Annotated in this window: 16 protein-coding genes, 1 tRNA gene and 2 pseudogenes; 8 read left to right on the top strand and 11 right to left on the bottom strand. The window is 39.4% G+C overall.

All coding sequences use genetic code 11. The features are described from left to right. Nucleotides 1–398 precede the first annotated feature (398 nt). The 3 genes from AA650_RS04210 (at nt 399) to AA650_RS04220 (ending at nt 3,916) form a co-directional block, all read left to right on the top strand. The gene (locus tag AA650_RS04210; protein WP_053538081.1) at nt 399–2,783 is read left to right on the top strand and encodes a cadherin domain-containing protein; all 2,385 of its coding nucleotides are present in this window, start codon (nt 399–401) and stop codon (nt 2,781–2,783) included. A gap of 86 nt (nt 2,784–2,869) precedes the next feature. Beyond that, nucleotides 2,870–3,433 carry a PEP-CTERM sorting domain-containing protein gene (locus tag AA650_RS04215; RefSeq protein ID WP_168635097.1) on the top strand — a complete coding sequence of 188 codons (564 nt, stop codon included), beginning with the start codon at nt 2,870–2,872 and terminating at the stop codon, nt 3,431–3,433. Between the two features lie 24 nt (nt 3,434–3,457). After that, nucleotides 3,458–3,916: a peroxiredoxin gene (locus tag AA650_RS04220; protein ID WP_053538083.1), complete on the top strand. Its 459-nt coding sequence runs from the start codon at nt 3,458–3,460 to the stop codon at nt 3,914–3,916. A 319-nt stretch (nt 3,917–4,235) separates the two neighbouring features. Here AA650_RS04220 and hpf read toward each other — a convergent pair whose 3' ends face one another. Then, the gene (hpf, locus tag AA650_RS04225) at nt 4,236–4,880 is read right to left on the bottom strand and encodes a ribosome hibernation-promoting factor, HPF/YfiA family (RefSeq protein WP_053538084.1); all 645 of its coding nucleotides are present in this window, start codon (nt 4,878–4,880) and stop codon (nt 4,236–4,238) included. A gap of 830 nt (nt 4,881–5,710) precedes the next feature. On the opposite strand from hpf, the gene lipB reads away from it, so the two are divergent. The 4 genes from lipB to AA650_RS04250 all read left to right on the top strand — a co-directional run bounded on the left by lipB (nt 5,711) and on the right by AA650_RS04250 (nt 8,593). Continuing rightward, the gene (gene lipB, locus AA650_RS04235; RefSeq protein ID WP_053538086.1) at nt 5,711–6,385 is read left to right on the top strand and encodes a lipoyl(octanoyl) transferase LipB; all 675 of its coding nucleotides are present in this window, start codon (nt 5,711–5,713) and stop codon (nt 6,383–6,385) included. A 272-nt stretch (nt 6,386–6,657) separates the two neighbouring features. Beyond that, nucleotides 6,658–7,374 carry a peptide-methionine (S)-S-oxide reductase MsrA gene (msrA, locus tag AA650_RS04240; RefSeq protein WP_053538087.1) on the top strand — a complete coding sequence of 239 codons (717 nt, stop codon included), beginning with the start codon at nt 6,658–6,660 and terminating at the stop codon, nt 7,372–7,374. Between the two features lie 151 nt (nt 7,375–7,525). Continuing rightward, nucleotides 7,526–8,401: a M48 family metallopeptidase gene (locus AA650_RS04245; protein WP_053538088.1), complete on the top strand. Its 876-nt coding sequence runs from the start codon at nt 7,526–7,528 to the stop codon at nt 8,399–8,401. Between the two features lie 108 nt (nt 8,402–8,509). Then, a tRNA-Leu gene (locus AA650_RS04250) sits at nt 8,510–8,593 on the top strand. 886 nt (nt 8,594–9,479) lie between these two features. On the opposite strand, the gene AA650_RS04255 is transcribed toward AA650_RS04250, so the two are convergent. Next, complete coding sequence (locus AA650_RS04255) at nt 9,480–11,705, bottom strand: GumC family protein (RefSeq protein WP_053538089.1); 2,226 nt, start codon at nt 11,703–11,705, stop codon at nt 9,480–9,482. A gap of 576 nt (nt 11,706–12,281) precedes the next feature. Between AA650_RS04255 and AA650_RS27570 the strand changes: the two are divergent. Beyond that, nucleotides 12,282–13,180: pseudogene (locus tag AA650_RS27570) on the top strand (ISAzo13 family transposase). A gap of 90 nt (nt 13,181–13,270) precedes the next feature. On the opposite strand, the gene AA650_RS04265 reads toward AA650_RS27570, so the two are convergent. The 9 genes and pseudogenes from AA650_RS04265 to AA650_RS04300 all read right to left on the bottom strand — a co-directional run bounded on the left by AA650_RS04265 (nt 13,271) and on the right by AA650_RS04300 (nt 20,163). Then, the gene (locus tag AA650_RS04265) at nt 13,271–13,843 is read right to left on the bottom strand and encodes a WcaF family extracellular polysaccharide biosynthesis acetyltransferase (protein ID WP_053538090.1); all 573 of its coding nucleotides are present in this window, start codon (nt 13,841–13,843) and stop codon (nt 13,271–13,273) included. An 11-nt stretch (nt 13,844–13,854) separates the two neighbouring features. Then, nucleotides 13,855–14,025 (bottom strand): annotated as a pseudogene (locus AA650_RS27575) (glycosyltransferase family 2 protein); the annotation flags it as partial. A gap of 497 nt (nt 14,026–14,522) precedes the next feature. Beyond that, nucleotides 14,523–14,747 (bottom strand): type II toxin-antitoxin system HicB family antitoxin, encoded by a 225-nt coding sequence (locus tag AA650_RS04270; protein ID WP_053538091.1) that lies wholly within the window; start codon nt 14,745–14,747, stop codon nt 14,523–14,525. Between the two features lie 42 nt (nt 14,748–14,789). Next, nucleotides 14,790–15,557, bottom strand: a complete 768-nt coding sequence (locus AA650_RS04275) for a glycosyltransferase family 2 protein (RefSeq protein ID WP_053538092.1) — start codon at nt 15,555–15,557, stop codon at nt 14,790–14,792. A gap of 23 nt (nt 15,558–15,580) precedes the next feature. Then, nucleotides 15,581–16,063: a class I SAM-dependent methyltransferase gene (locus AA650_RS04280; RefSeq protein WP_234413303.1), complete on the bottom strand. Its 483-nt coding sequence runs from the start codon at nt 16,061–16,063 to the stop codon at nt 15,581–15,583. A gap of 256 nt (nt 16,064–16,319) precedes the next feature. Then, nucleotides 16,320–17,087, bottom strand: a complete 768-nt coding sequence (locus AA650_RS04285; RefSeq protein WP_053538094.1) for a Uma2 family endonuclease — start codon at nt 17,085–17,087, stop codon at nt 16,320–16,322. Between the two features lie 78 nt (nt 17,088–17,165). After that, a complete protein-coding gene (locus AA650_RS04290; RefSeq protein WP_335337445.1) occupies nt 17,166–17,474 on the bottom strand; it encodes a hypothetical protein in 309 nt (102 codons plus the stop codon). A gap of 668 nt (nt 17,475–18,142) precedes the next feature. Next, nucleotides 18,143–18,955 carry a Uma2 family endonuclease gene (locus AA650_RS04295; protein WP_053538096.1) on the bottom strand — a complete coding sequence of 271 codons (813 nt, stop codon included), beginning with the start codon at nt 18,953–18,955 and terminating at the stop codon, nt 18,143–18,145. 518 nt (nt 18,956–19,473) lie between these two features. Then, on the bottom strand, nt 19,474–20,163 hold the full coding sequence (locus AA650_RS04300) for a Uma2 family endonuclease (protein WP_053538097.1): 690 nt from the start codon (nt 20,161–20,163) through the stop codon (nt 19,474–19,476). Nucleotides 20,164–20,328 lie beyond the last annotated feature (165 nt).

Consider the following 20,328-nt stretch of genomic DNA (forward strand, 5'->3'; position numbering starts at 1 on the left):
AATACCCAAAAATCTCTTGTGGTGCGGGCATCTTGCCCGCTAACCATCAAGGACGGGCAGGACTTGTGCTGAGCTTGTCGATAGCGTAGCGTGGCGTTAGCCATAGTATGCCCATCCCACAAAATTGGGTAATTTATTTTTTGGTGTTCCCTTAACTCCTGAAATTATTCCCTGCCTATTAGACTATCTCCGAAAATTAAATGGGCGTGGTTTGAAACCATTGTAGAGACGTTCCATGGAACGTCTCTACAATCTTTACCGGAGATGTCTATTACTTAGGGCTTGCTCGATAAACCGAAAACCTCAATAAATTAAGGTGTCTTCAGTCCGCAGAGTGTCAAGACACCGTTGTGTACAGTTATTGTCAGAATTCATTTAGACAAGTCGAAGAAAATATTATGGCATTCAGTATTAAAATCCAACTATTTGCTGATAATGACGGTCTTATCAGCGATGCTGTTGATAGCGTTATTGCCGGAAACAGGTTTTATGCACAAATTTTAGTTGGTGACTTCCGTAGTGATGCAGTCGGATTAATTGGTTTTTTGTCTTCCATACAATGGAATCCAAGTATTCTAGAATCTTTGGATGATCCTTTTAACCCTGATGAAGTTATTACCTCAAACTTTCCCGCCGTTTTTGGTGGTACTTTAGATAACACTGTTGGGCGGATTGGCGATTTAGAAGCGGGTGCTTTACCTGCATTTGATTTGGGTCAAGCAATAGGTGTTAATAACCTCGAACCCTTTGCTACTCTCCATTTCTTAGCCAAAGCAGATGTTACCGCTTCAGATTTTGTCCTGATTCCTAATCTATCGGGCTTGGCTTTTACCGATGATTATGTAAATAATGCACCCCTGATTCCCACCCCAGGGGCTTTTCTAGAAAATAGTAATAATATTATTCTCACAGTTTCTGACCCTAATCCAGAAGATACTGTAACCTTTGCTATTACAGGGGGAGTGGATCAATCTTTATTTACTCTTGATCCTACAACGGGTCAACTCACGTTTAATAGTATTCCTGATTTTGAAAATCCCATTGATAGTAATCAAGATAATATTTATGAAGTTCAGATTACAGCCCACGATAATTTTGGGGAACCGGCAACGACTACTCTGAGAGGTTTAACTGTCTCTGCACTGAATATACAAGTTACCAATGTTAACGAAACCCCAACAAATCTAACCCTTAGCAATACCAATATTAACGAAAATGTCGCCCCTCTGACTGTAATTGGAAACTTCAGCACGACGGATGTTGATGCGGGTAATACCTTCACCTATACTCTGATAAGTGGTGCGGGAGACACGGATAATAATCTCTTTACTATTAGTAGTAATCAACTGAAAATTAATGCTTCTCCCGATTTTGAAACTAAGAGTAGTTACAGCATCCTTGTCAAAACCACAGACCAAGGGGGGTTAAGTTATGAAAAACAATTAACTCTTAACGTCAATGATCTTAACGAACCCCCAACAAGTCTAACCCTTAGCAATAACAGTATTAACGAAAATGTTGATCTTCTGACTGTAATCGGAGATTTCAGCGCCACAGATCCTGATGCAGGTAACACATTATTTACCTATAGCCTGGTAAACGGTGCAGGAGACACGGATAATAATGTCTTTACCATTAGTAGCAATCAACTAAAAATTAATGCTTCTCCCGATTTTGAAACTAAGAATAGTTACAACATCCGTGTCCAAACCACAGACCAAGGAGGGTTAAGTTATGAAAAACAATTAACTATTGGTGTTAATAATGTTAACGAAACCCCAACAAATCTAATCCTTAGCAATACCAGTGTTAACGAAAATGTTGCCTCTCTGACTGTAGTCGGAGATTTCAGCACTACAGATGTTGATGCGGTTAATACCTTCAGTTATAGCCTGGTAGCTGGTGCAGGAGACACGGATAATAATGTCTTTACCATTAGTAGCAATCAACTGAAAATTAATGCTTCTCCCGATTTTGAAACTAAGAATAGTTACAACATCCGTGTCCAAACCACAGACCAAGGAGGGTTAAGTTATGAAAAACAATTAACTATTGGTGTTAATAATGTTAACGAAACCCCAACAAATCTCATCCTTAGTAATACCAGTGTTAACGAAAATGTTGCCTCTCTGACTGTAATCGGAGATTTCAGCACGACGGATGTTGATACGGGTAATACCTTCAGTTATAGCCTGGTAACTGGTGCAGGAGACACGGATAATAATGTCTTTACCATTAGTAGCAATCAACTGAAAATTAATGCTTCTCCCGATTTTGAAACTAAGAATAGTTACAATATTCGCGTCAAAACCACAGACCAAGGAGGGTTAAGTTATGAAAAACAATTAAATATTAACATCAATGATCTCAATGAAATTATTGGTAATCCTTCAATTAACAATGGACGTAACCCAATTGTAGGAACTGCTGTTTCTGACTACATTATAGGCGGTCCAGGGGCAAAAACCATTACCGGAGGTGCGGGTAATGATTTGTTCGTATTTACCGATCTTCGAGATGTAGGACAACGGATTACGGATTTTACTGTGGGAGCAGACAAAATTGTTCTTACTAAGTTACTCGGTAGTATCAATTATAATGGCACTAATCCTATTGCGGATAAATACATCAGATTTGTAAACGGAACAGGTAGTAATACTGGTAGTACCTTTCTGCAAATTGATCGGGATGGGATTTCAGGTAGTGCCATATTTAAGAACTTCCTTCAGGTTGATAACATCACTAGCACCCAGTTAAATAACGTTGGTAACTTTGTCTTTTAACATTTTCTATCAGGAACTCTATGTTAACTCAATTCAAAAACCCTCTGATCACCATCAGTATCACCTTGTCCACTGGTATCACTTCCATGGCAATCTCTGCCCCTGCTTACTCTATTAACTTCGTTAATTTAAACACCTTTGACCCCCTTGGAGATGTTACTAGTAACAACACAGTTATTTACTCAGGTTCATCGAATCAAGTTCAAACGGGTGGTGGTACTGGTAGTTTCGAGGAATTGCTAGGTATCAATGCGACCGATTTGGACGCTGCTATCCCGAACAATTATTATGGTTCAGCTATTAAAAGTACCTTTAGTAACATCAACCCTGGAGATGTGTTTAGCTTCAACTGGAATTTCACAAGCACAGATCAAGATCAAGCTTTTGTAACGATTGCCAATAATATTCAACCCTTAACTGGTAATAATGGTACTTATAGCTATGCCTTCACTTCACCGGGAAGTTATAATATCGGTATTGGAGTTGTTGACGTTGATGATTCAACAGGTCAATCAACTCTCACCCTAAGTAATGCTCAAATTCAGGCTGTTCCTTGGGAAACTGATACCCTACCAATATTAGGTAGTACAATTCTTTTTGGTATTGGTGTTTGGGCTAAACGTAAATACACTGGCAATTCCAAATCTTGACACTCTCTAATTAATAATTTTAATATGTCTATCAAAGTTGGAGATACCGCTCCTAATTTTAGTCTACCTGCCCAAAATGGCAAAAATGTCAGTTTGGGAGATTTTCGGGGTCAAAAATCCGTTGTCCTCTATTTTTATCCCAAGGATGATACACCAGGATGCACTGTAGAATCTTGCGCTTTTCGAGATCAATATGAAGTGTTTCAATCCGCTGGTGCTGAAGTTATTGGTGTGAGTGGTGACTCTAGGGAATCTCATCAAAGGTTTGCAAATAAATACAATTTACCTTTTACACTTTTAAGTGATCAAGGTGATAAAGTCCGAAAACAATATGGCGCAACTGCCGTTTTTGGTTTTATTCCCGGTCGAGTTACATACCTAATTGACCAAAATGGTATTGTTCAATATGTATTTGATTCTATGTTGAACTTTAAAGGCCACGTTGAAGAAGCATTAAAAACCCTGCAACAACTAGCAGCATAAATAAAATAAGATCCCCGACTTCTTAGAGAAGTCGGGGATCTAACTCTCTTTCATCTCGTTCCCAGTCTCTGACTGGGAATGAATTCTAGAAGGCTCTGCCTTCAATGATATTAGAGGCAGAGCCTCATCAACTGCATTCCTAGTCAGAGACTAGGAACGAGATGTGGTAAGGATTTGAGCTTAAGTTGACACATATCAGCAGTGCTTTACCCCCTGCCTCTCTTCTCCCCCTGCTTGCCTTCACCCGTCATTTTCGGGTTGACAGACTAGTAGAGACGTTTCATGAAACGTCTCTACATATAAAGAATTTAATCAGACTTTATTTGGAGTGAGATTTTTCTGCTACAGCAACATTAACATTAGCAGATTTGCCATTTCTGTTGTTGGAATAACCGTTATTGCGGGGTTGAATCACTCCATAACCGCCGTGATTACGTTCATAAATGACGTTAATCTCACCTGTTTCGGCATTATGAAACATATAAAAGTCATGACCCACCAGTTGCAGTTGTTCCTGCGCTTCAGCTAATGTCATTGGCGGCATAGAGAAGTATTTGGTACGAACAACCTCTTCGGGTAATTCAGCGGTGCGATCGCCTATTAAATCCGCTGCAACAGTTTCTGGTGCTACTACTTCGTTAGTTGATATAGGTTGAGTTTTATGATCCTGCCTTTTTTCCTTATATTTCCGCAATTGCCGAGCAATTTTATCTGCAACTAGGTCAATACTTGCATATAAGCTTTCGCTGCTTTCCTCCGCACGGATAACACTACCATTAGCATAAATAGTTACTTCTGCTGCTTGCTTCGTACTTATTCGGGGATTGCGAGCTACGCTTAAATGGACATCCACTTCATTGGTGATGTTCTGGAAGTGACTAACTGCTTTTTCAATCTTTTGATGCACATATTCACGAATTGCATCAGTGATTTCAATATTTTTACCGTGGATGACAAGCTTCATGTAAACTCTCCCGCTCAATATTATATGTGATGTTTTCAGTTAGGAATAGAAATTGCGGTCAGGCCTATCACTGCCACCGACACAAATTGTTACCCATCCCTAAGACATTGTTTTTTAGCATTTTTAACACTTCTTGCATCTTCAAGTTGGCGCTTATTTATCCTCTTGTTTCCCAACTGGTTGTTAAGCAATTGGCTATTTAAGCAAAACTATTGAATTAGGCTGCTTGAGATATAGTCCTTTTAAACGCCTACTTCTATGGAACTTTACCAAAATAGGAGTCCCCGCCTTTTTTCGTCCCCCAGTCTTTTTCACTATTGTATAGAGAATACAACCCTTTTGGGAAATTTGATCCTGATTGATACAAATAAATTTTTAAGTTGCCGCCAGTCAGTAAATTAGTTGGTATTGTCTTAGCTGAATGCTCTCCTCGTCTAACACCCATTCAGGTTATATATTTAAACTAGCATTTTGTGAGTTCTAAAGTATATTTCCTTGATGTTCCTTTAAGATCCTTTGCATAGCTTGACATTTGTTCGCTATATTTTTGGGAAATAAGAGGCTTTGACTCCCCCTTCCCTGGTAGGGAAGGGGGTTGGGGGGTTAGGTTTATATTATATTTTTACATTTTTTAACGCCCACTTACTTAGAGACTTCCAAATAAAAAAATGTCCCAAAACTAACGCAAAAACCCTCCCTATTTCTTCTCTCTCTGTGTTCTCTGTGCCTCTGTGGTTCGTTTGTTCATTTATTTATTGGGATAATTTATTTCCTGGAAGTCCCTTATCGGGTGTCTTACCTCTTGCCTCTTCCCCCTTACTTATGCACTGATGATTCCTAGCACTCAATTAACCCCGTACCGTTGTTTACTATATAATGTTGGCGTAATGCCTTATGAAACCGCTCATCAGTGGCAGCGATCGCTAGTTGCAGAGCGTATTCACAACCCAGAACTAGATGATGTCCTAATTTTACTAGAACATCCCCCCGTTTACACCTTAGGGACAGGAGCAAACCCAGAATTTATAAAATTTAATCTTGACAAAAGTGCTTATGACGTGCATCGCATTGAAAGAGGTGGCGAAGTCACATATCATTGTCCAGGACAATTGGTAGGTTATCCCATTTTAAACTTGCGTCATTACCGCCAAGACCTCCATTGGTACTTGCGTCAACTTGAGGAAGTATTAATTCGCGTTTTAGCAAATTACGACTTAAAGGGAGAACGGATTCCTGGTTTTACCGGAGTTTGGCTAGAAGGATACAAAATTGCCGCCATCGGCATAAAAGTGAGTAAATGGATTACTATGCACGGCTTTTCCTTAAATGTATGTCCAGACATGACAGGATTCAAGCAAATTATTCCTTGTGGCCTTGTTGATAAACCAGTCAGCAGTTTAGCCGCATGGATTCCCGACATTACCTGTAACCAAGTCCGACATTCTATAAATCAATGTTTTGCAGAAGTATTTGACGTGACCATAAAAAATTCAGGGCGTTGCTGATTAAGGGGATGAATTTTAGTCTCACGCAAAGGCGCAATCACGCTTCGTGATCTCGAAGAGTAGACGCAAAGGTAAGATTTTTAAAGGTTCAATTTGGAAATTTCATACCTCGATTCAGCAACGCCAAATTCAGAAAGTAGGGGCGCAGGGCCTGCGCCCTGCCAATGATTCATCAATAACAGCATGAAATTTATTCACCCCAACCCGGAATAGCTACAAAAATCTTTACAATGAAGAAGAATAGCAATCATACATAATACAAATTAAAAACAATGGGAATATTCGGATTTGGTAAAAAGTCAACTATACCTACACCAGAGCAAGCCTTACCAGGACGGGCAGAAGTAATGCGAGTACCCGCACAACATTACGTTAATAAAAATCCTCTAAAAGCGCCTTTTCCCCCAGGCTTAGAAACCGCCATATTTGGTTTAGGCTGTTTTTGGGGAGCAGAACGCAAATTTTGGCAACAAGAAGGAGTTTACACCACTGCGGTAGGTTATGGGGCTGGTTACACATCCAACCCCACCTATCAAGAAGTATGTAGTGGCATGACGGGTCACAATGAAGTAGTATTAGTTGTATTCGACCCCAAAATTATTACTTATTCCCAACTGTTGAAAGTGTTCTGGGAAAGCCACAACCCCACCCAAGGAATGCGTCAAGGTAATGATGCCGGTACTCAATACCGCTCAGGAATTTACGTTTATTCACAAGAGCAAAAACAACTAGCGGAAGCATCAAAGAACGCTTATCAAGCAGCCCTCAGCGGCGCTGGGTATGGTAAAATTACCACAGAAATCTTAGATGCACCTGAATTTTATTATGCTGAAGAATACCATCAGCAATATTTAGCCAAAAACCCCGGTGGTTATTGTGGTTTAGGTGGTACTAACGTAGCTTGTCCAGGTATTCCTGAAGCTCAGGTAGGGTTGCTGATTCAGAATATGACTTTACCTCACGCAGAGGCGCAGAGTCGCAGAGAGTAAGAGTTTGAAATCAAGGTTGAGTTTTCCCTCTTTAACCCAACCTTGTATCTTCTAAACTTTGCGTCTTTGCTCGTTTGTGCAGTGTGCCGTAGGCATAACATAACTCATACCGTCATTATCCCATGCCCAATCTTTTATTAATTTAAATACTATGTCCTTACTCAAAACCTCGCTTACAGGCTTAAAAGCAGATTCATTCCGTCATCCTCTGGACTTGGAAGCCACCAAAACCCTCAAACAAATTCCCGGTTTAGATATGATGGTGCGGAATTTGCTAGGTCCAATGGCTGAACAGGTTTTTTATGTGGAAAATATCGCTTCTAGTATTTTGGTGGGAGAAAAACAACTTCCTGATTTACACAAGTTACTATTGGAAGCTTGTCAAATTCTGGATATTGATCCACCTCAGTTATATGTGCGTCAACACCCAGCCCCCAACGCTTACACCTTTGCCATGCGAGGTAAGCAGCCTTTTGTGGTGATTCATACATCCTTGATTGAGATTCTTACACCTGAAGAAATACAGGCTGTAATTGCCCATGAATTAGGTCATCTCAAGTGTGATCATAGTGTGTATTTAACACCTGTGAATTTATTGATTTTAGCCGCTGCCATTGTCCCAAATGTCGGCGCTGTCTTGGCTCAAGCTATCCAGTCACAATTATTAGAATGGGTCCGCTGTGCTGAGTTTACCTGCGATCGCGCCGCTTTGTTAGCTACTCAAAACCCAAAAGTTGTCATGTCAGTATTAATGAAGTTAGCAGGTGGTTCTCCCAGTTTAGCGCCTCAACTCAATTTAGATGCCTTTGTAGACCAAGCTCGCGCCTATGATGACATTAGCAAAACTGAATTGGGGGAAATGGTCAAATCCGCCCGCACAGCCCAATTAAGCCATCCTGTCCCCGTACTACGAGCCAGGGAAATTGACCGTTGGGCAAGTAGTCAGGAGTACCAAAAGTTAGTGCAAAATCAGGGGATTAATTACCAAGGTGAATCTCCATCCCCAGGCGGATGGCGGAATTGGTAGATTTTACAGGAATCCGTTTCTGGAAATTTCCCAAAAAGTTTCTAAATTAAATCTAATTACCTATTGCCAAACTAAAAAAATAGGCTATAATAGTAAAATCACACCCAAGGGCGGGTGGCGGAATTGGTAGACGCACCGCACTCAAAATGCGGCGGCCGTGAGGTCATAGGAGTTCGATTCTCCTCCTGCCCATATTTGTCAAGGCTTTATTTGTTTGGCCGACAGACCCACCCATGAATTTCCGGTCTAATGGCTAAAGTTTACTAAAAGTAAGCCGCAAAATAAATGATCCTGTTTTGTTGTGCTGAGTGTAGCGAAACGAAGCATCTTAAAAAAATACCCAAAAGTTTCTTGTGGTGCGGGCATACTTCGACAAGCTCAGTACAAGTCTTGCCTGCTAATCATCGAGGACGGGCATCTTGCCCATCCCACAAAATTGGGTAATTTATTTTTATCTCGTTATCTCGTTCCCAGTCTCCGACTGGGAATGCTATTACAGAGGCTCTGCCTCCGTTTTCATAGAAGGCAGAGCCTTCTAGAATTCATTCCCATACAGAGTATGGGAACGAGAAAAATTTCTAGTTATCTCGTTCCCAGTCTCTGACTGGGAATGCTATTACAGAGGCTCTGCCTCCGTTTTCATAGAAGGCAGAGCCTTCTAGAATTCATTCCCATACAGAGTATGGGAACGAGAAAAACGCCACGCAACGCTAACGCAATGACATTGTGTAATTAATTCTGTCTCACTACTTATTACAGAGGCTCTGCCTCCGTTTTCATAGAAGGCAGAGCCTTCTAGTTCTAGAATCCATTCCCATACAGAGTATGGGAACGAGAAAAATTTCTAGTTATCTCGTTCCCAGTCTCTGACTGGGAATGCTATTACAGAGGCTCTGCCTCTGTTTTCATAGAAGGCAGAGCCTTCTAGAATTCATTCCCATACAGAGTATGGGAACGAGAAAAAGTTCAAAAATTTCTAGTTCTTTTAGTCATCTTCAGATGACTTTTGTTATGAGACTGGGAATTCATTCCCAGTTGGGTTGTGGGTTTTTGGCAAAAGTTTAAATCTCACCCGTGTTTAACTCTTACTCTTAGTATAGTAATATGAACTATATCTGTAATTATAGTTATATCCCAGTCCTCGGAATTTCTCGCCGTTGACTACCGTTCCTAGTAAATTGATGGGAGATGCTTTTAGCATATCAACAACTTGCTTGACGACTGATTTATCTGTTTTATCAATTCTGACAACTAGCATGATACCATCAGTATGAATTGCTACCAATCTAGCATCTACTAATCCTGACAAAGGAGGAGTATCATAAATCACTAAATCAAAATTATCAGAGAAATAGTCCATCAGTTGAATCATTTTATCTGATGAGAGTAACCGCGCCGGATCAGGTGGTACAGGACCTGCCGTAATCACAGATAAACCCTTAAGTTCGGGCATTTCTTGAATTACTTGCTTGACATCTATATCTGAAGAAATTAAACTACTTAGTCCCCAGAGATTATTTAATTTTGAGAGTTTGTGAATCTTGGGTTTGCGGAGGTCACAATCTACAAGTAATACTTTTTTCCCCATAATCGCGGCTGTTTTTGCCAGACTAAATCCCACCGTACTTTTACCATCTCCAGGGGTAGCAGAAGAAACAACTAAAGACCTAATTGGTCTATCAGAATTAAGCAGTTGAATATTACTATATAAAACTTGTAAAGATTCCCAAAATGATCCCTGTCCATAATAATAGCTTGATCGGGAAGGTCTACGAGCAGAAGTTTTAGCTGGTTCATCATTTACGAGAAGAGGGTCTACAACTACTTCTGGTTGTTGATTTTTGTTTATCAAGTTTAAAGATGTATTCTGAACTAGGTTTTTATTAAAGGGAAGAGATCCTAATAAAGGCAGTCCTATCTTATCCTGGACATTTTCAACACTGTGATAGGTATTATCAGTCTGTTCTCTCAGAGAAGCAGCACCTAGTCCTAATAAAGAACTAGCCACAAATCCCAATATTAAATTGAGGGGAATATTTGGAGAAATTGGATATAGAGGCTGATTAGGTGCTTGGATTAATTCCCAAGGTAGTTCTGTTTGGGCTACTTGTATTTGCAATTGCTCACGAGCAGCTAATAAGCGATTTAAACTTTCATTGGCTATTTCTAAATTCCGTAGGATTTCAGTATATTGCCGAGACAAAACTGGCAACTGGTCTAATTTCAATTGCAGTTGTTTTTCTGCTTGTACTATATATTGATTGTCTACTTCTATTTTCTTAATTAGATCCGTAACTTCAGATATTCTGATATTAATAGTGCGTGCTGCTTCTGCCTCAATAATAGGTAAAAGGTTGGATCTTTTTTCTTGTAAGGTGCGGATAACTGGGTTGTCTGGTTGAAACCGAGTTAATTCTCCAGATAGCTGGGTGTCTAATTGGCGTTGTTGACCAATTAGGGTTTGATAAAGAGGGGCAGTATTGAGAATTGCTAACTGTTCTTCACGTCTCTGTAACCTGTCATAAGTAGCTCTGGCAGCGGTTAGCTGTTGATTTATAGTTAGTCTTTGTTGTGTCAACGATTGAATTTGCGAAGAAATTACTTCAGATTGGTTTTCTGGATCAATAAAATTGTATCTTTGGCGGAACATTTGCATTTCTTTTTGTAACTGTCCTAGCCTAATTCGGATTTCAGGTAGTTTTGCATCCACAAATTGAACTCCCTGACGGAGCTTTGTTTGTCGCTTGTTGAGGCTATATTTTAAATAAAAATCAGCCAGAGGATCTAATATAAGTTTAATTTTTTGACTATTATCACTTTTATAGTTAACTTGGATTATTTTTGATTGCCCCAAACGACGAATAGTTAAATCTTCCAAAATGGCCTTATAATCAATATCAGGATGAGATTTTTGTATTTCTTTAATAAAATCTCTCAGCAGTTCTGGACTTTGGAGAACTTGAATTTGGCTCTCATAATCTAGTCCAGATGGTTTAAAGGCATTGGCGAGTCCCACGTCGATTTTCCCTAGTTCAGAGTCACTATTAACAGGTTCAACTAATATTTTGAAGTTGCCTTCATAAATTGGTACTTGTTTAAAAGTTGTATAAATAACACCACCCATAGCAACGGAAGCAACTCCTATGATGATAATTGCTCGGCGCTGTAAAACACCAAAAAAGGACTTGAGGTTAAAATCACTAGCCTCTTCTGAAAATTGGGAAAATGTGGGATTGGGAAATAATGTAGAAACAGGAGTGGTATTATTCTGAGCGTTTTTATCGTTTGTAAGTTGGTCAAGCATAGGTTCTTTTGCGGTGAATAACCAAGGATGTGTAAGTAGGGTTTGCTTAATAAGTTGCCTGTGAAGGCAGGATGCCCATCCCACAAAATTGGGTAATTTATTTTTTGGTGATCCCTAACTGTTTTTTTTTTACCTGGATGAGTCATAGTTTAGCAATTTTAAACGCCGATAAACACTAAGGAATGTGGATTAAATAAAATGCAGAAGTTGTGACAGGGGTATAGTAGACTAAAGAAGTAGGTATTAGGGAACAATATCGTGATAGAAATCTACTCTCCAATGCTAGAAAAGCAGATGCAAGATTACTATGAATCTCTATCGGAGAAAGACCGTAGGCGGTATGCAGCGATTGAAGCAAAAAAGCTTGGGTACGGGGGGATTGGATACATAAGTAAATTGTTGGGATGTAACTACAGAACAATCAATAGAGGGATGGAGGATCTGGAACAGCCGAGTAAAACCAGCAGTCCAAGAATTCGCCGTCCAGGAGGAGGAAGAAAAAAAGCACTGTTAACGATACCTGGAATCAATGAAGCATTCCTGACGGTAATAGAAACACACACAGCAGGTTCGCCAATGGACGAGGATATTAAATGGACAAACTTAACTCGTCAACAAATAGCAGACTTATTAGCCGAAAAAGGCATAAATATCAGTGTTACAGTTGTAGACCAATTACTCTGGGAACATAAATTTCGTAAACGCAAAGCAGTGAAAATGATTGCGTGTGGAAGTAGCGAAAATCGTAATGAGCAGTTTGAGAAGATTGAAAGCCTTAAAACCCAGTATTTTGCTGAGGGTAACCCAGTGATTAGTATGGACAGTAAAAAAAAGAGTTAATTGGCAATTTATATAGAGAAGGAAGTATTTATACTGATGCTCCAATCAAGGTATTAGACCACGACTTTCCATCTTTGGCAACAGGAATAGCAATTCCACATGGGTTATATGATTTAAAGGATAACATTGGTTTTATACAAATTGGTACTAGCCATGACACCAGCGAATTTGCCTGTGATTCAATCCGTTATTGGTGGAATAATTATGGCAAAAACCGCTACCAATTGGCTACCTCTATACTACTGTTATGTGATGGTGGTGGTAGCAACAGTTCTCGTTACTATGTATTCAAAGAAGCATTACAAGCTTTGGTGAATGAAATTGGAATTGAAATTCGCATTGCTCACTATCCTCCTTATACATCTAAGTACAATCCGATTGAGCATCGGCTGTTTCCACATCTAAGTCGGGCTTGTAAAGGTGTTATTTTCGACAGTGTTAACACTGTAGCTAAACTGATGGCAAAAGCTACTACTCAGAAAGGGTTACAGGTTTTTACGACCATCATTGATAAAGCCTACCAAACCGGTAAGAAAGTTGCTGAGGGTTTTAAAGAAACAATGGAGATTTTCTTTGATGATTTTTTGCCACAGTGGAACTATACTGCTAAACCACAACAACATTTAGAATTGTAAGTTATTTAATCCACATTCCTAACTACTAAAATTTATTGATTATAGCGATATACAATACCCTAACAAGTATGACTTGAAACCCGCACTCCGCTAATTTTTGGTGGTGTCTGATGCCAAATTTTCCCATTCTGTCCTTTTTTTGATTGGTTTAGCCGGATTTCCTGAGTAGACGATATTCGCTTCTAAGGATCTTCCTGTGACACTACCCAACCCTAAAACTGCTCCTCGTCCAATAGTAACACCAGGTCCGATGACTGATTTTGCCGCTATCCAACTACCCTCTTGAATATGAATAGCTCCAGGAATTAGTTCAAAGTTGGGGTGATTCCAGTTATGATTACCAGTACAGAGATAAACTCCCTGAGACAAACACACATGATTTTCGATGGTAACATTAGCTAGATTATCAATCCAGGTATCTTCTCCAATCCAAACGTGATTACCAATGGTCAAGCGCCAGGGAAATTTAATTTTTACTCGTGTCTTAATGCGTACACTCTTACCTATAGTAGCACCAAACAGCCTCAGTATCGAAACTTTTATAGATGATATAGGCAGCCAATAACTCTCCACTAAGGGTGAGCCAATGAAGTACCATAAAATTTGTTGACTGTATGGCGCTCCGGGTGTATAGTTTCCAAGTGTGTAATTATCTAAACGCATAAATAACTGTTTCAGTATATTTTATTTGCTTCTATTATATGTGTACTCAGCAATATTTCTGTTAAAACTCTCTGAAATGTATAATACCATCTATGCTAACCTTCAAGAATACCGCCTTTGCGGATGAGACAATAGATGAAGATGATTAAAGGGGCGAGGATTTTGCCTTTGCGAAGGCGATCGCGGGGAAAAAGGTCTGAATCACGGATTAGACGGATTGCGCTAATTTCACGGATTTTAGTAACTTTTATCATAGCAAACAACCTAATCCGCTCAATCTTTTAATCCCTATAATCCGCGATTCTGACTTTGTCGGAGGCACATCGCCGGATTCGTTAAGAATTGTAAAACCATAAGAATGTAAGGATTAAAATGTCATGAAACCTTAAAATGAGAATTGCTGCTATAAAATAGCTTTGATTTACAAAGATAAGGCAATATATACTAAACACGGGTGAGATTTAAACTTTTGCCAAATGACAAATAACCAAGATATGTAGGGGTAAAGCAAGAGCTTCATTGGTGTCAACTTAAGCTCAAATCCTGATGATATCTCGTTCCCAGTCTCTGACTGGGAATGCTATTACAGAGGCTCTGCCTCTGTTTTCATAGAAGGCAGAGCCTTCTAGAATTCATTCCCATACAGAGTATGGGAACGAGAAAGGGTGAAACTGATATTTTACAAGGCTTTCACGTTAAGTTGACACCAATCAAGCCGTTTTGAGTATAAGTGTATAATTGGGAAAATTGATTCTTCAAAGTAAAAAGCTTTAACAGCTTCTCGAATATTGGCTTTGAGTTCTTCCCAAGAATCTCCTTGGGTAAAAATGTCCTCGGTGAGACATTCAGTAACAAATCCCCCATCTTCTTCTTGGGAAACTTCAAAAACCAGTGTATTTACCATCAGACTAACTCCTAGTCATAAAGAGCAGGTTATTTGAGCCAATTAATTATCTATTTTCTCTGCTTCTATTATATGTATACCCAGCAATATTTCTGCTAAAACTCTCTGAAATGTATAGTACCATCCATGCCAACCATCGAGAATAGCACCTTTGAGGATGAGACAATAGATGAAGATGATTAAAGGTGCGAGGATTTTGCGTTTGCGAAGGCGATCGCTTATACTAAGTTCATGCTCTGGTGTTTCTAGAAGTTCTTTACTTTCAATTACCATATAACGATCTTGCGCCCATAACCAACGACTCAATGGTTTGCGATCGTCGTGGTGGATATATGCTGATAATTGACTAGATTTACCTTGTACCACAACTCTATGGGCGTGTCTGTCATCTTGATAAATTGCTTTTTCTTTTCTATAAAAGACCTTGCGAGGTGGAAGCAAAGTACCGCGTAAGGGTTTACCAAAAACACAGTATTTGAACCTGACACTATAACTATCTATATCTAACTCTATTGGTAAAGATGTAATTTCCCTAATTAAATCATCGGTTAATACATAATCTGCATCTAGAGATAGTACCCATTCTGATGTGATTTTTGACAGTCCATAATTGCATTGACTAGCGAAGGAATCAAATTTTCTAGGAAATACTTCTACTTGAGGGTATTGAGACAAAATTTCTAGTGTTGTATCTGTGCTATAACTGTCAATAACAATGATTTTACTTGCCCATTTAAGTTTTTCTAGGGTACGATTAATGTTATTTTCTTCGTTATAGGTAAGGATGAGGGGGGTAATTTGTTCTAACATAAGGATATTCAAATAAATTCTTGTTATTGAACTATGGTACTAGAACACAACATAGTTTTCCAAAAGTAGGGAAATCTACCTGCAAACTTAAACTTGATATTTGTATAGTTCTCTGATTTAAGTAAAGCCGTCATAGTTGGTACAGAAAAGAATTTGATATGACCACCATCCCAAAGAACGGTAAAATGGTTGTCCATTTTCCCTGTAGCAGCCATCACTAGGTTTTTTAGATAACCATGATAGGGAGTGGTAAGTATTAACCCTCCATTGGGTTTGAGGCATTTTTTAGCGTTTCTGACTAATTCTTTAGGATAAAATAAATGCTCAATTACCTCAATAGAAATTACAATATCAAAGTTGTCTCCTAGTTCGGAGTATGGTAAATCGTAAATACTACCTTGAATAAAGCGACAATTGGGAAAATTTTGATTAGCCAATCTTACACCTGATTCAGACTCTTCAACACCAACAACTTCATAACCTTGCTGTGCTAGGAAATTGCTCAAGCTACCATTACCACAACCAATATCTAAAATCCGAGGTTTTTGGTTGTTATTGGGGGGGTAGCATTTCTGACATCATTTCTATAAGTGGTTTTAGCAAATAACTATGATGGTGTCCAAGTTGATTACTGTTGTACAAATATTCGTACTTTGTATTTGGATATGTCATTTGTTCTGAAAGGGTAGTTGTATTATTGTGGTACTGGTTTTGGCAAAATCTTATTCAAGACTGATAGTTTATCAAAACTAAAAATAACGCTTAAATATCTTCTGAACTAAACCCCATTGCTTGCAGTCTTTCAGCTAGTTTAACAGCTTTTTGTTCTGCTTGTTCTGCTCTTTGTCGTTCTTTTTCTGCTATTTGTCGTTCTTGATTAACTAACTCACTTCCCCAGAGTAATAAATTTCCAGATTTATCCCACCATCGTAACCAATAACCCTCAAATTCGGCTTTTTTTCCTATCCATACACCCAAGAATAGGTCTAAAGCTTCTATCCAAAAGCGCTGATTTTCATCTGGAGATTCTTGCTGGTATTTACCGTTAACTAAATTATGAACTTCTAAAATTCCAATTTGGGGATGGAAAATCACGTAAGTGGGAATTTTTAAAATTTGTTCATAAAAGTGCCACTTTCCATAGGGAAAATGGGGATTAATGGAATATTCTGTTCCTTCTGTTGCGGATATAAATTCCATGACAATGGCTGGGTTTTCTCCTTCGCTATGAGGAGTGTAACTACGACGGATTTCTCCTGGAGGTAGAGGATGGACAGAAGGAACGTAAACCCAATCAGGTGCTTTAACAATGCTTTTATCATCCACTGTGGCACATAGACCAAAATTGGAGGCAATCAGCATTGATTCTATAATTAGACCTGCTAATTCTAGGGACTCTCTTAGAGCAGCAGCGAGAAGGGGTTGGAGGTTATTTTCCACTGGTTCATCTGGTAGAGGAAAATCTGCTGGTAGTTTTTCCCAGGTGATTCGAGGTAGAGTATTGGGGGGATGGAGTTGTAGAACTGTCATAGTGAGGAGCGATCGCTAACAGTGTTAATTTATTATATTGTTTATTGATTGCATTTAGATAGTTAAATAATTGTGAATTTATGTGTCTTGTGCTTGAGATTCTAGCCATTGGTTAAAAAGAGCGATCGCCTGTTGAATTTTTGCTATAATTACTTCTGTTTGTTGGGCTAATTCTAATACTCTTTCTTTTCGCAATTGCAGATTATAATTGTGCTGTGCTAAATGTCTAAACTTGCGATAATCATTTAACTGTAATAATAGTGAACCTGGCCATAAAGGCGGACGATTTTCTCCACCAATTTCTGCCATTTGTAACAATAGTTGTTCGTGCCAATTTTCCGCTTTTGGTATTCCACCATCTAAAGCACAAGTGTTGAATCCTGCAATAAAACTTTACAATCTTTGCGTTTTACCCAGATAAAATCCATTGTCTATTGAGAATAGAGTCATTAATTGATCAAATTTGGTATCACCAATACCAATGCACAACTTAGACACAATCCTCAAAATCTTAACATTCAACACTTCTGCATCTAAAGTCACAGCAACTCTTTCGCTAATTCGCTCACAAGCTGTGTAAAAATCACAAATATAACTGGATAATGTGGGAGTGATAAAGATTTCTGGGACATTATCACTTTGTTCTAAAGCAGTTGAAAAAGTTGTCTGTGAGAGCTAAAAGTATGGCTAACGCCACGCTGCGCTATCAGGAGGTAGGGGGCGCAGGGACTGCGCCCATCCTGAAGTATGGCTAACGCTACGCTACTAGCAAGCCCTAATTATTTGTAAAGTTGCATATTTAACCTCACCCTAACCCTCTCCTTATCAAGGAGAGGGGATCAGATTTTTGTTTCCCCCCAAAGTATCGGGGGGACTAAGGGGGGTAATTTCTTGGTAGACGGAAACCATTTTAATGGTATCCTATCCCATGTATAATTATCTAATATAAACTGCCGGGCGCGATAGCGTTCGCAAAGCGTCCCGGAGGGAACTAGCGCGACCTAGGAATCGCCTATTTCCTTCGATTCTTGAGGATGATCTAAGAATAATTTTCTTTAAATATCATCTAAATTCACCCCCAAAGCCCGCAATTTTTCAGCTAATTTGTCTGCTCGTTGTTTTTCCTGTTCTGCTCGTTCAGCAAAAGTAGGAATCCAATCACCATCTTGATTATACCAACGTAGCCACAAACCTTCTGTATCCTGATATTTTCCTGACCAAACTCCTACTCCTAATTCCAATTCAGGAAACCAGAATTTTGGTTCTACCAGTTCCACTGCTTGATATTTTGTCCCACGTAATTGAAATACTCGGAGGCGATTTTCATATCTATCAAAGATAACATAATAGGGCGATCGCAAATACTGTTCATAGGCTTGCCATTTTGTCGGCGGTTTATTCGCGCTTCTTAATGTTTGTCCTAAATCTTCTGCTTCCGTACCTGGTGATAATAATTCTACTATTAAAAATGGAGCTAATCCTTCTTGCCAAATTACATAACTCAACCGCATATCTTCTTGTTTTTCGGAAGCAGCCACACCTAAGACTAAAAACCAATCTGGTCTTTTATACCATGCAAAATGGCGCACATCATAGTATAAGTTTAAATCCGTACCAATGAACATTTCCTCCTTGGGATAAACGGGAGATTGACAGGTTTCCCGTAATAATTGCGGTTGAAAGTCATGAAATTCGTCTGGCAAACCTGGCTCCTCTGGATTTTCACTAGGTAAATCATACATTGTGGGCATGGTTTCCCAGGGTGGACGAGGATGAATTGTGGAGTCTAATTCTTCATCAATATCCTCACTGGGTAAATCATACATGGTGGGCAGGTTTTTCTGCGGAGGTGCTTCACCTTGATACATGATTAATGATCTCCTGTGTTTCATTGCCGTTGCCAGAATTACCCCCCTTAATCCCCCCGATGCTTTGGCTACGGTGTATACTCAAAACGGCTTGATTGTTTGATTCTAAAGGTAGGGGTAAAGCAAAAGCTTAATGGTGTCAACTTAACGTAAAACCCATAGCCCGCCTGGGAATCAATTCCCAGTCTAATAGCAAAAGTTGTCCTTTGATGACTAAAAATCCCCAGTTTACTTTAGTAAACTTTACTTATTAGCCCGGAAATTCATTTCTGGGTGGGTGTGGAAGTCGACAAATAAGCCATCTGTAGCCTAAGTTGACACCAATGAGCAGGCGAAGCCATAACCCAACAAATGCGTCGGGTTGCGCTGTCGCTTAACCCGACCTACAAAAAATGGACAAGGTATTGTTAATATTACCCAAACCAGTCGGTTAAAACCGACTTCAGCTATTAGACAGGGAATTAATTCCCTGGCTTCTTCTGAGTTTCCCACTTACCGCGAGGTTTTATGAATTGCTCCTACGGTATTAGAGTGTCAGGATTTATACCTGATTCTTTCAGCTTGGCGGCTAGACAATCAGCCCTGAATTTTTCCTGTTCTGCTCTGGATTTTTCCTGTTCTGCCCTCGCTTTCTCCTGTTCAAGGCTTTTGCGTAGTTCTAACGGAGATAGGAAGAGATTGCCTTGATGATCATAAATATTTAGAGTTGACGCTGTTAGTTCAAACCGAATACCCAAACGAGGACTCAGCCAATGATCCATGTTTTCAATGGATATGAGTTCTTCGTTGGCTCTGGTAAAACCCATCAATTCATTAGAGTCTGGGTTATATATATAGTATTCTTCCACATCATAGCGGTTATAGAATAACAATTTACGGCTCATTTCTTTGAGGGTATTGCCTGGAGACAAAATCTCAAACACTACTTGAGGAGGAATATTATCTTCTTGCCATTGCCGGTATGACCCCCGATCGCCTTTGGGTCGGCCAAAGGCCACGAGGACATCGGGAGCGACACGAATATCGGGACGACCTTCAACGGGATACCACAGCAGATCTCCGTCCACAAAAACGGTCTCGTCATTGGCAAAGAGGGAGTCGAGATTTTCTTTAATCAGGACAATCCAGCGAAATTGCTTGGTGTTATCTGCCATGGGCTGACCATCACTGTCGGGATAGATTATGGTTTTATCTAGAGCTACAGTCATTGTTTTTGCTTCCCTCTACTTAATAGTTAAGTTATTAATATTCAATTCCTTCCATATACTAGGTAATTGGTAATAAAAACTCTGGTTTCATCCTGTTCATCTTTTAATCCTGGACATCCTGATAGCGAAGCGTGGCGTTAGCCATTTCTGACAATTTACCTAACC

Source organism: Anabaena sp. WA102 (assembly GCF_001277295.1).
In the GTDB taxonomy this organism is placed as follows: Bacteria; Cyanobacteriota; Cyanobacteriia; order Cyanobacteriales; family Nostocaceae; genus Dolichospermum; species Dolichospermum heterosporum.

Excerpts from the sequence above, each read along its gene's own strand:
- AA650_RS04210 (WP_053538081.1), top strand. The coding sequence starts at position 399 with ATGGCATTCAGTATTAAAATCCAACTATTTGCTGATAATGACGGTCTT.
- hpf (WP_053538084.1), bottom strand. The coding sequence starts at position 4,880 with ATGAAGCTTGTCATCCACGGTAAAAATATTGAAATCACTGATGCAATT.
- AA650_RS04275 (WP_053538092.1), bottom strand. The coding sequence starts at position 15,557 with ATGTTAGAACAAATTACCCCCCTCATCCTTACCTATAACGAAGAAAAT.
- AA650_RS04285 (WP_053538094.1), bottom strand. The coding sequence starts at position 17,087 with ATGACAGTTCTACAACTCCATCCCCCCAATACTCTACCTCGAATCACC.
- AA650_RS04295 (WP_053538096.1), bottom strand. The coding sequence starts at position 18,955 with ATGTATCAAGGTGAAGCACCTCCGCAGAAAAACCTGCCCACCATGTAT.
- AA650_RS04255 (WP_053538089.1), bottom strand. The coding sequence starts at position 11,705 with ATGCTTGACCAACTTACAAACGATAAAAACGCTCAGAATAATACCACT.
- AA650_RS04220 (WP_053538083.1), top strand. The coding sequence starts at position 3,458 with ATGTCTATCAAAGTTGGAGATACCGCTCCTAATTTTAGTCTACCTGCC.
- AA650_RS04215 (WP_168635097.1), top strand. The coding sequence starts at position 2,870 with ATGGCAATCTCTGCCCCTGCTTACTCTATTAACTTCGTTAATTTAAAC.
- msrA (WP_053538087.1), top strand. The coding sequence starts at position 6,658 with ATGGGAATATTCGGATTTGGTAAAAAGTCAACTATACCTACACCAGAG.
- AA650_RS04265 (WP_053538090.1), bottom strand. The coding sequence starts at position 13,843 with ATGCGTTTAGATAATTACACACTTGGAAACTATACACCCGGAGCGCCA.
- AA650_RS04300 (WP_053538097.1), bottom strand. The coding sequence starts at position 20,163 with ATGACTGTAGCTCTAGATAAAACCATAATCTATCCCGACAGTGATGGT.
- AA650_RS04270 (WP_053538091.1), bottom strand. The coding sequence starts at position 14,747 with ATGGTAAATACACTGGTTTTTGAAGTTTCCCAAGAAGAAGATGGGGGA.
- lipB (WP_053538086.1), top strand. The coding sequence starts at position 5,711 with ATGATTCCTAGCACTCAATTAACCCCGTACCGTTGTTTACTATATAAT.
- AA650_RS04245 (WP_053538088.1), top strand. The coding sequence starts at position 7,526 with ATGTCCTTACTCAAAACCTCGCTTACAGGCTTAAAAGCAGATTCATTC.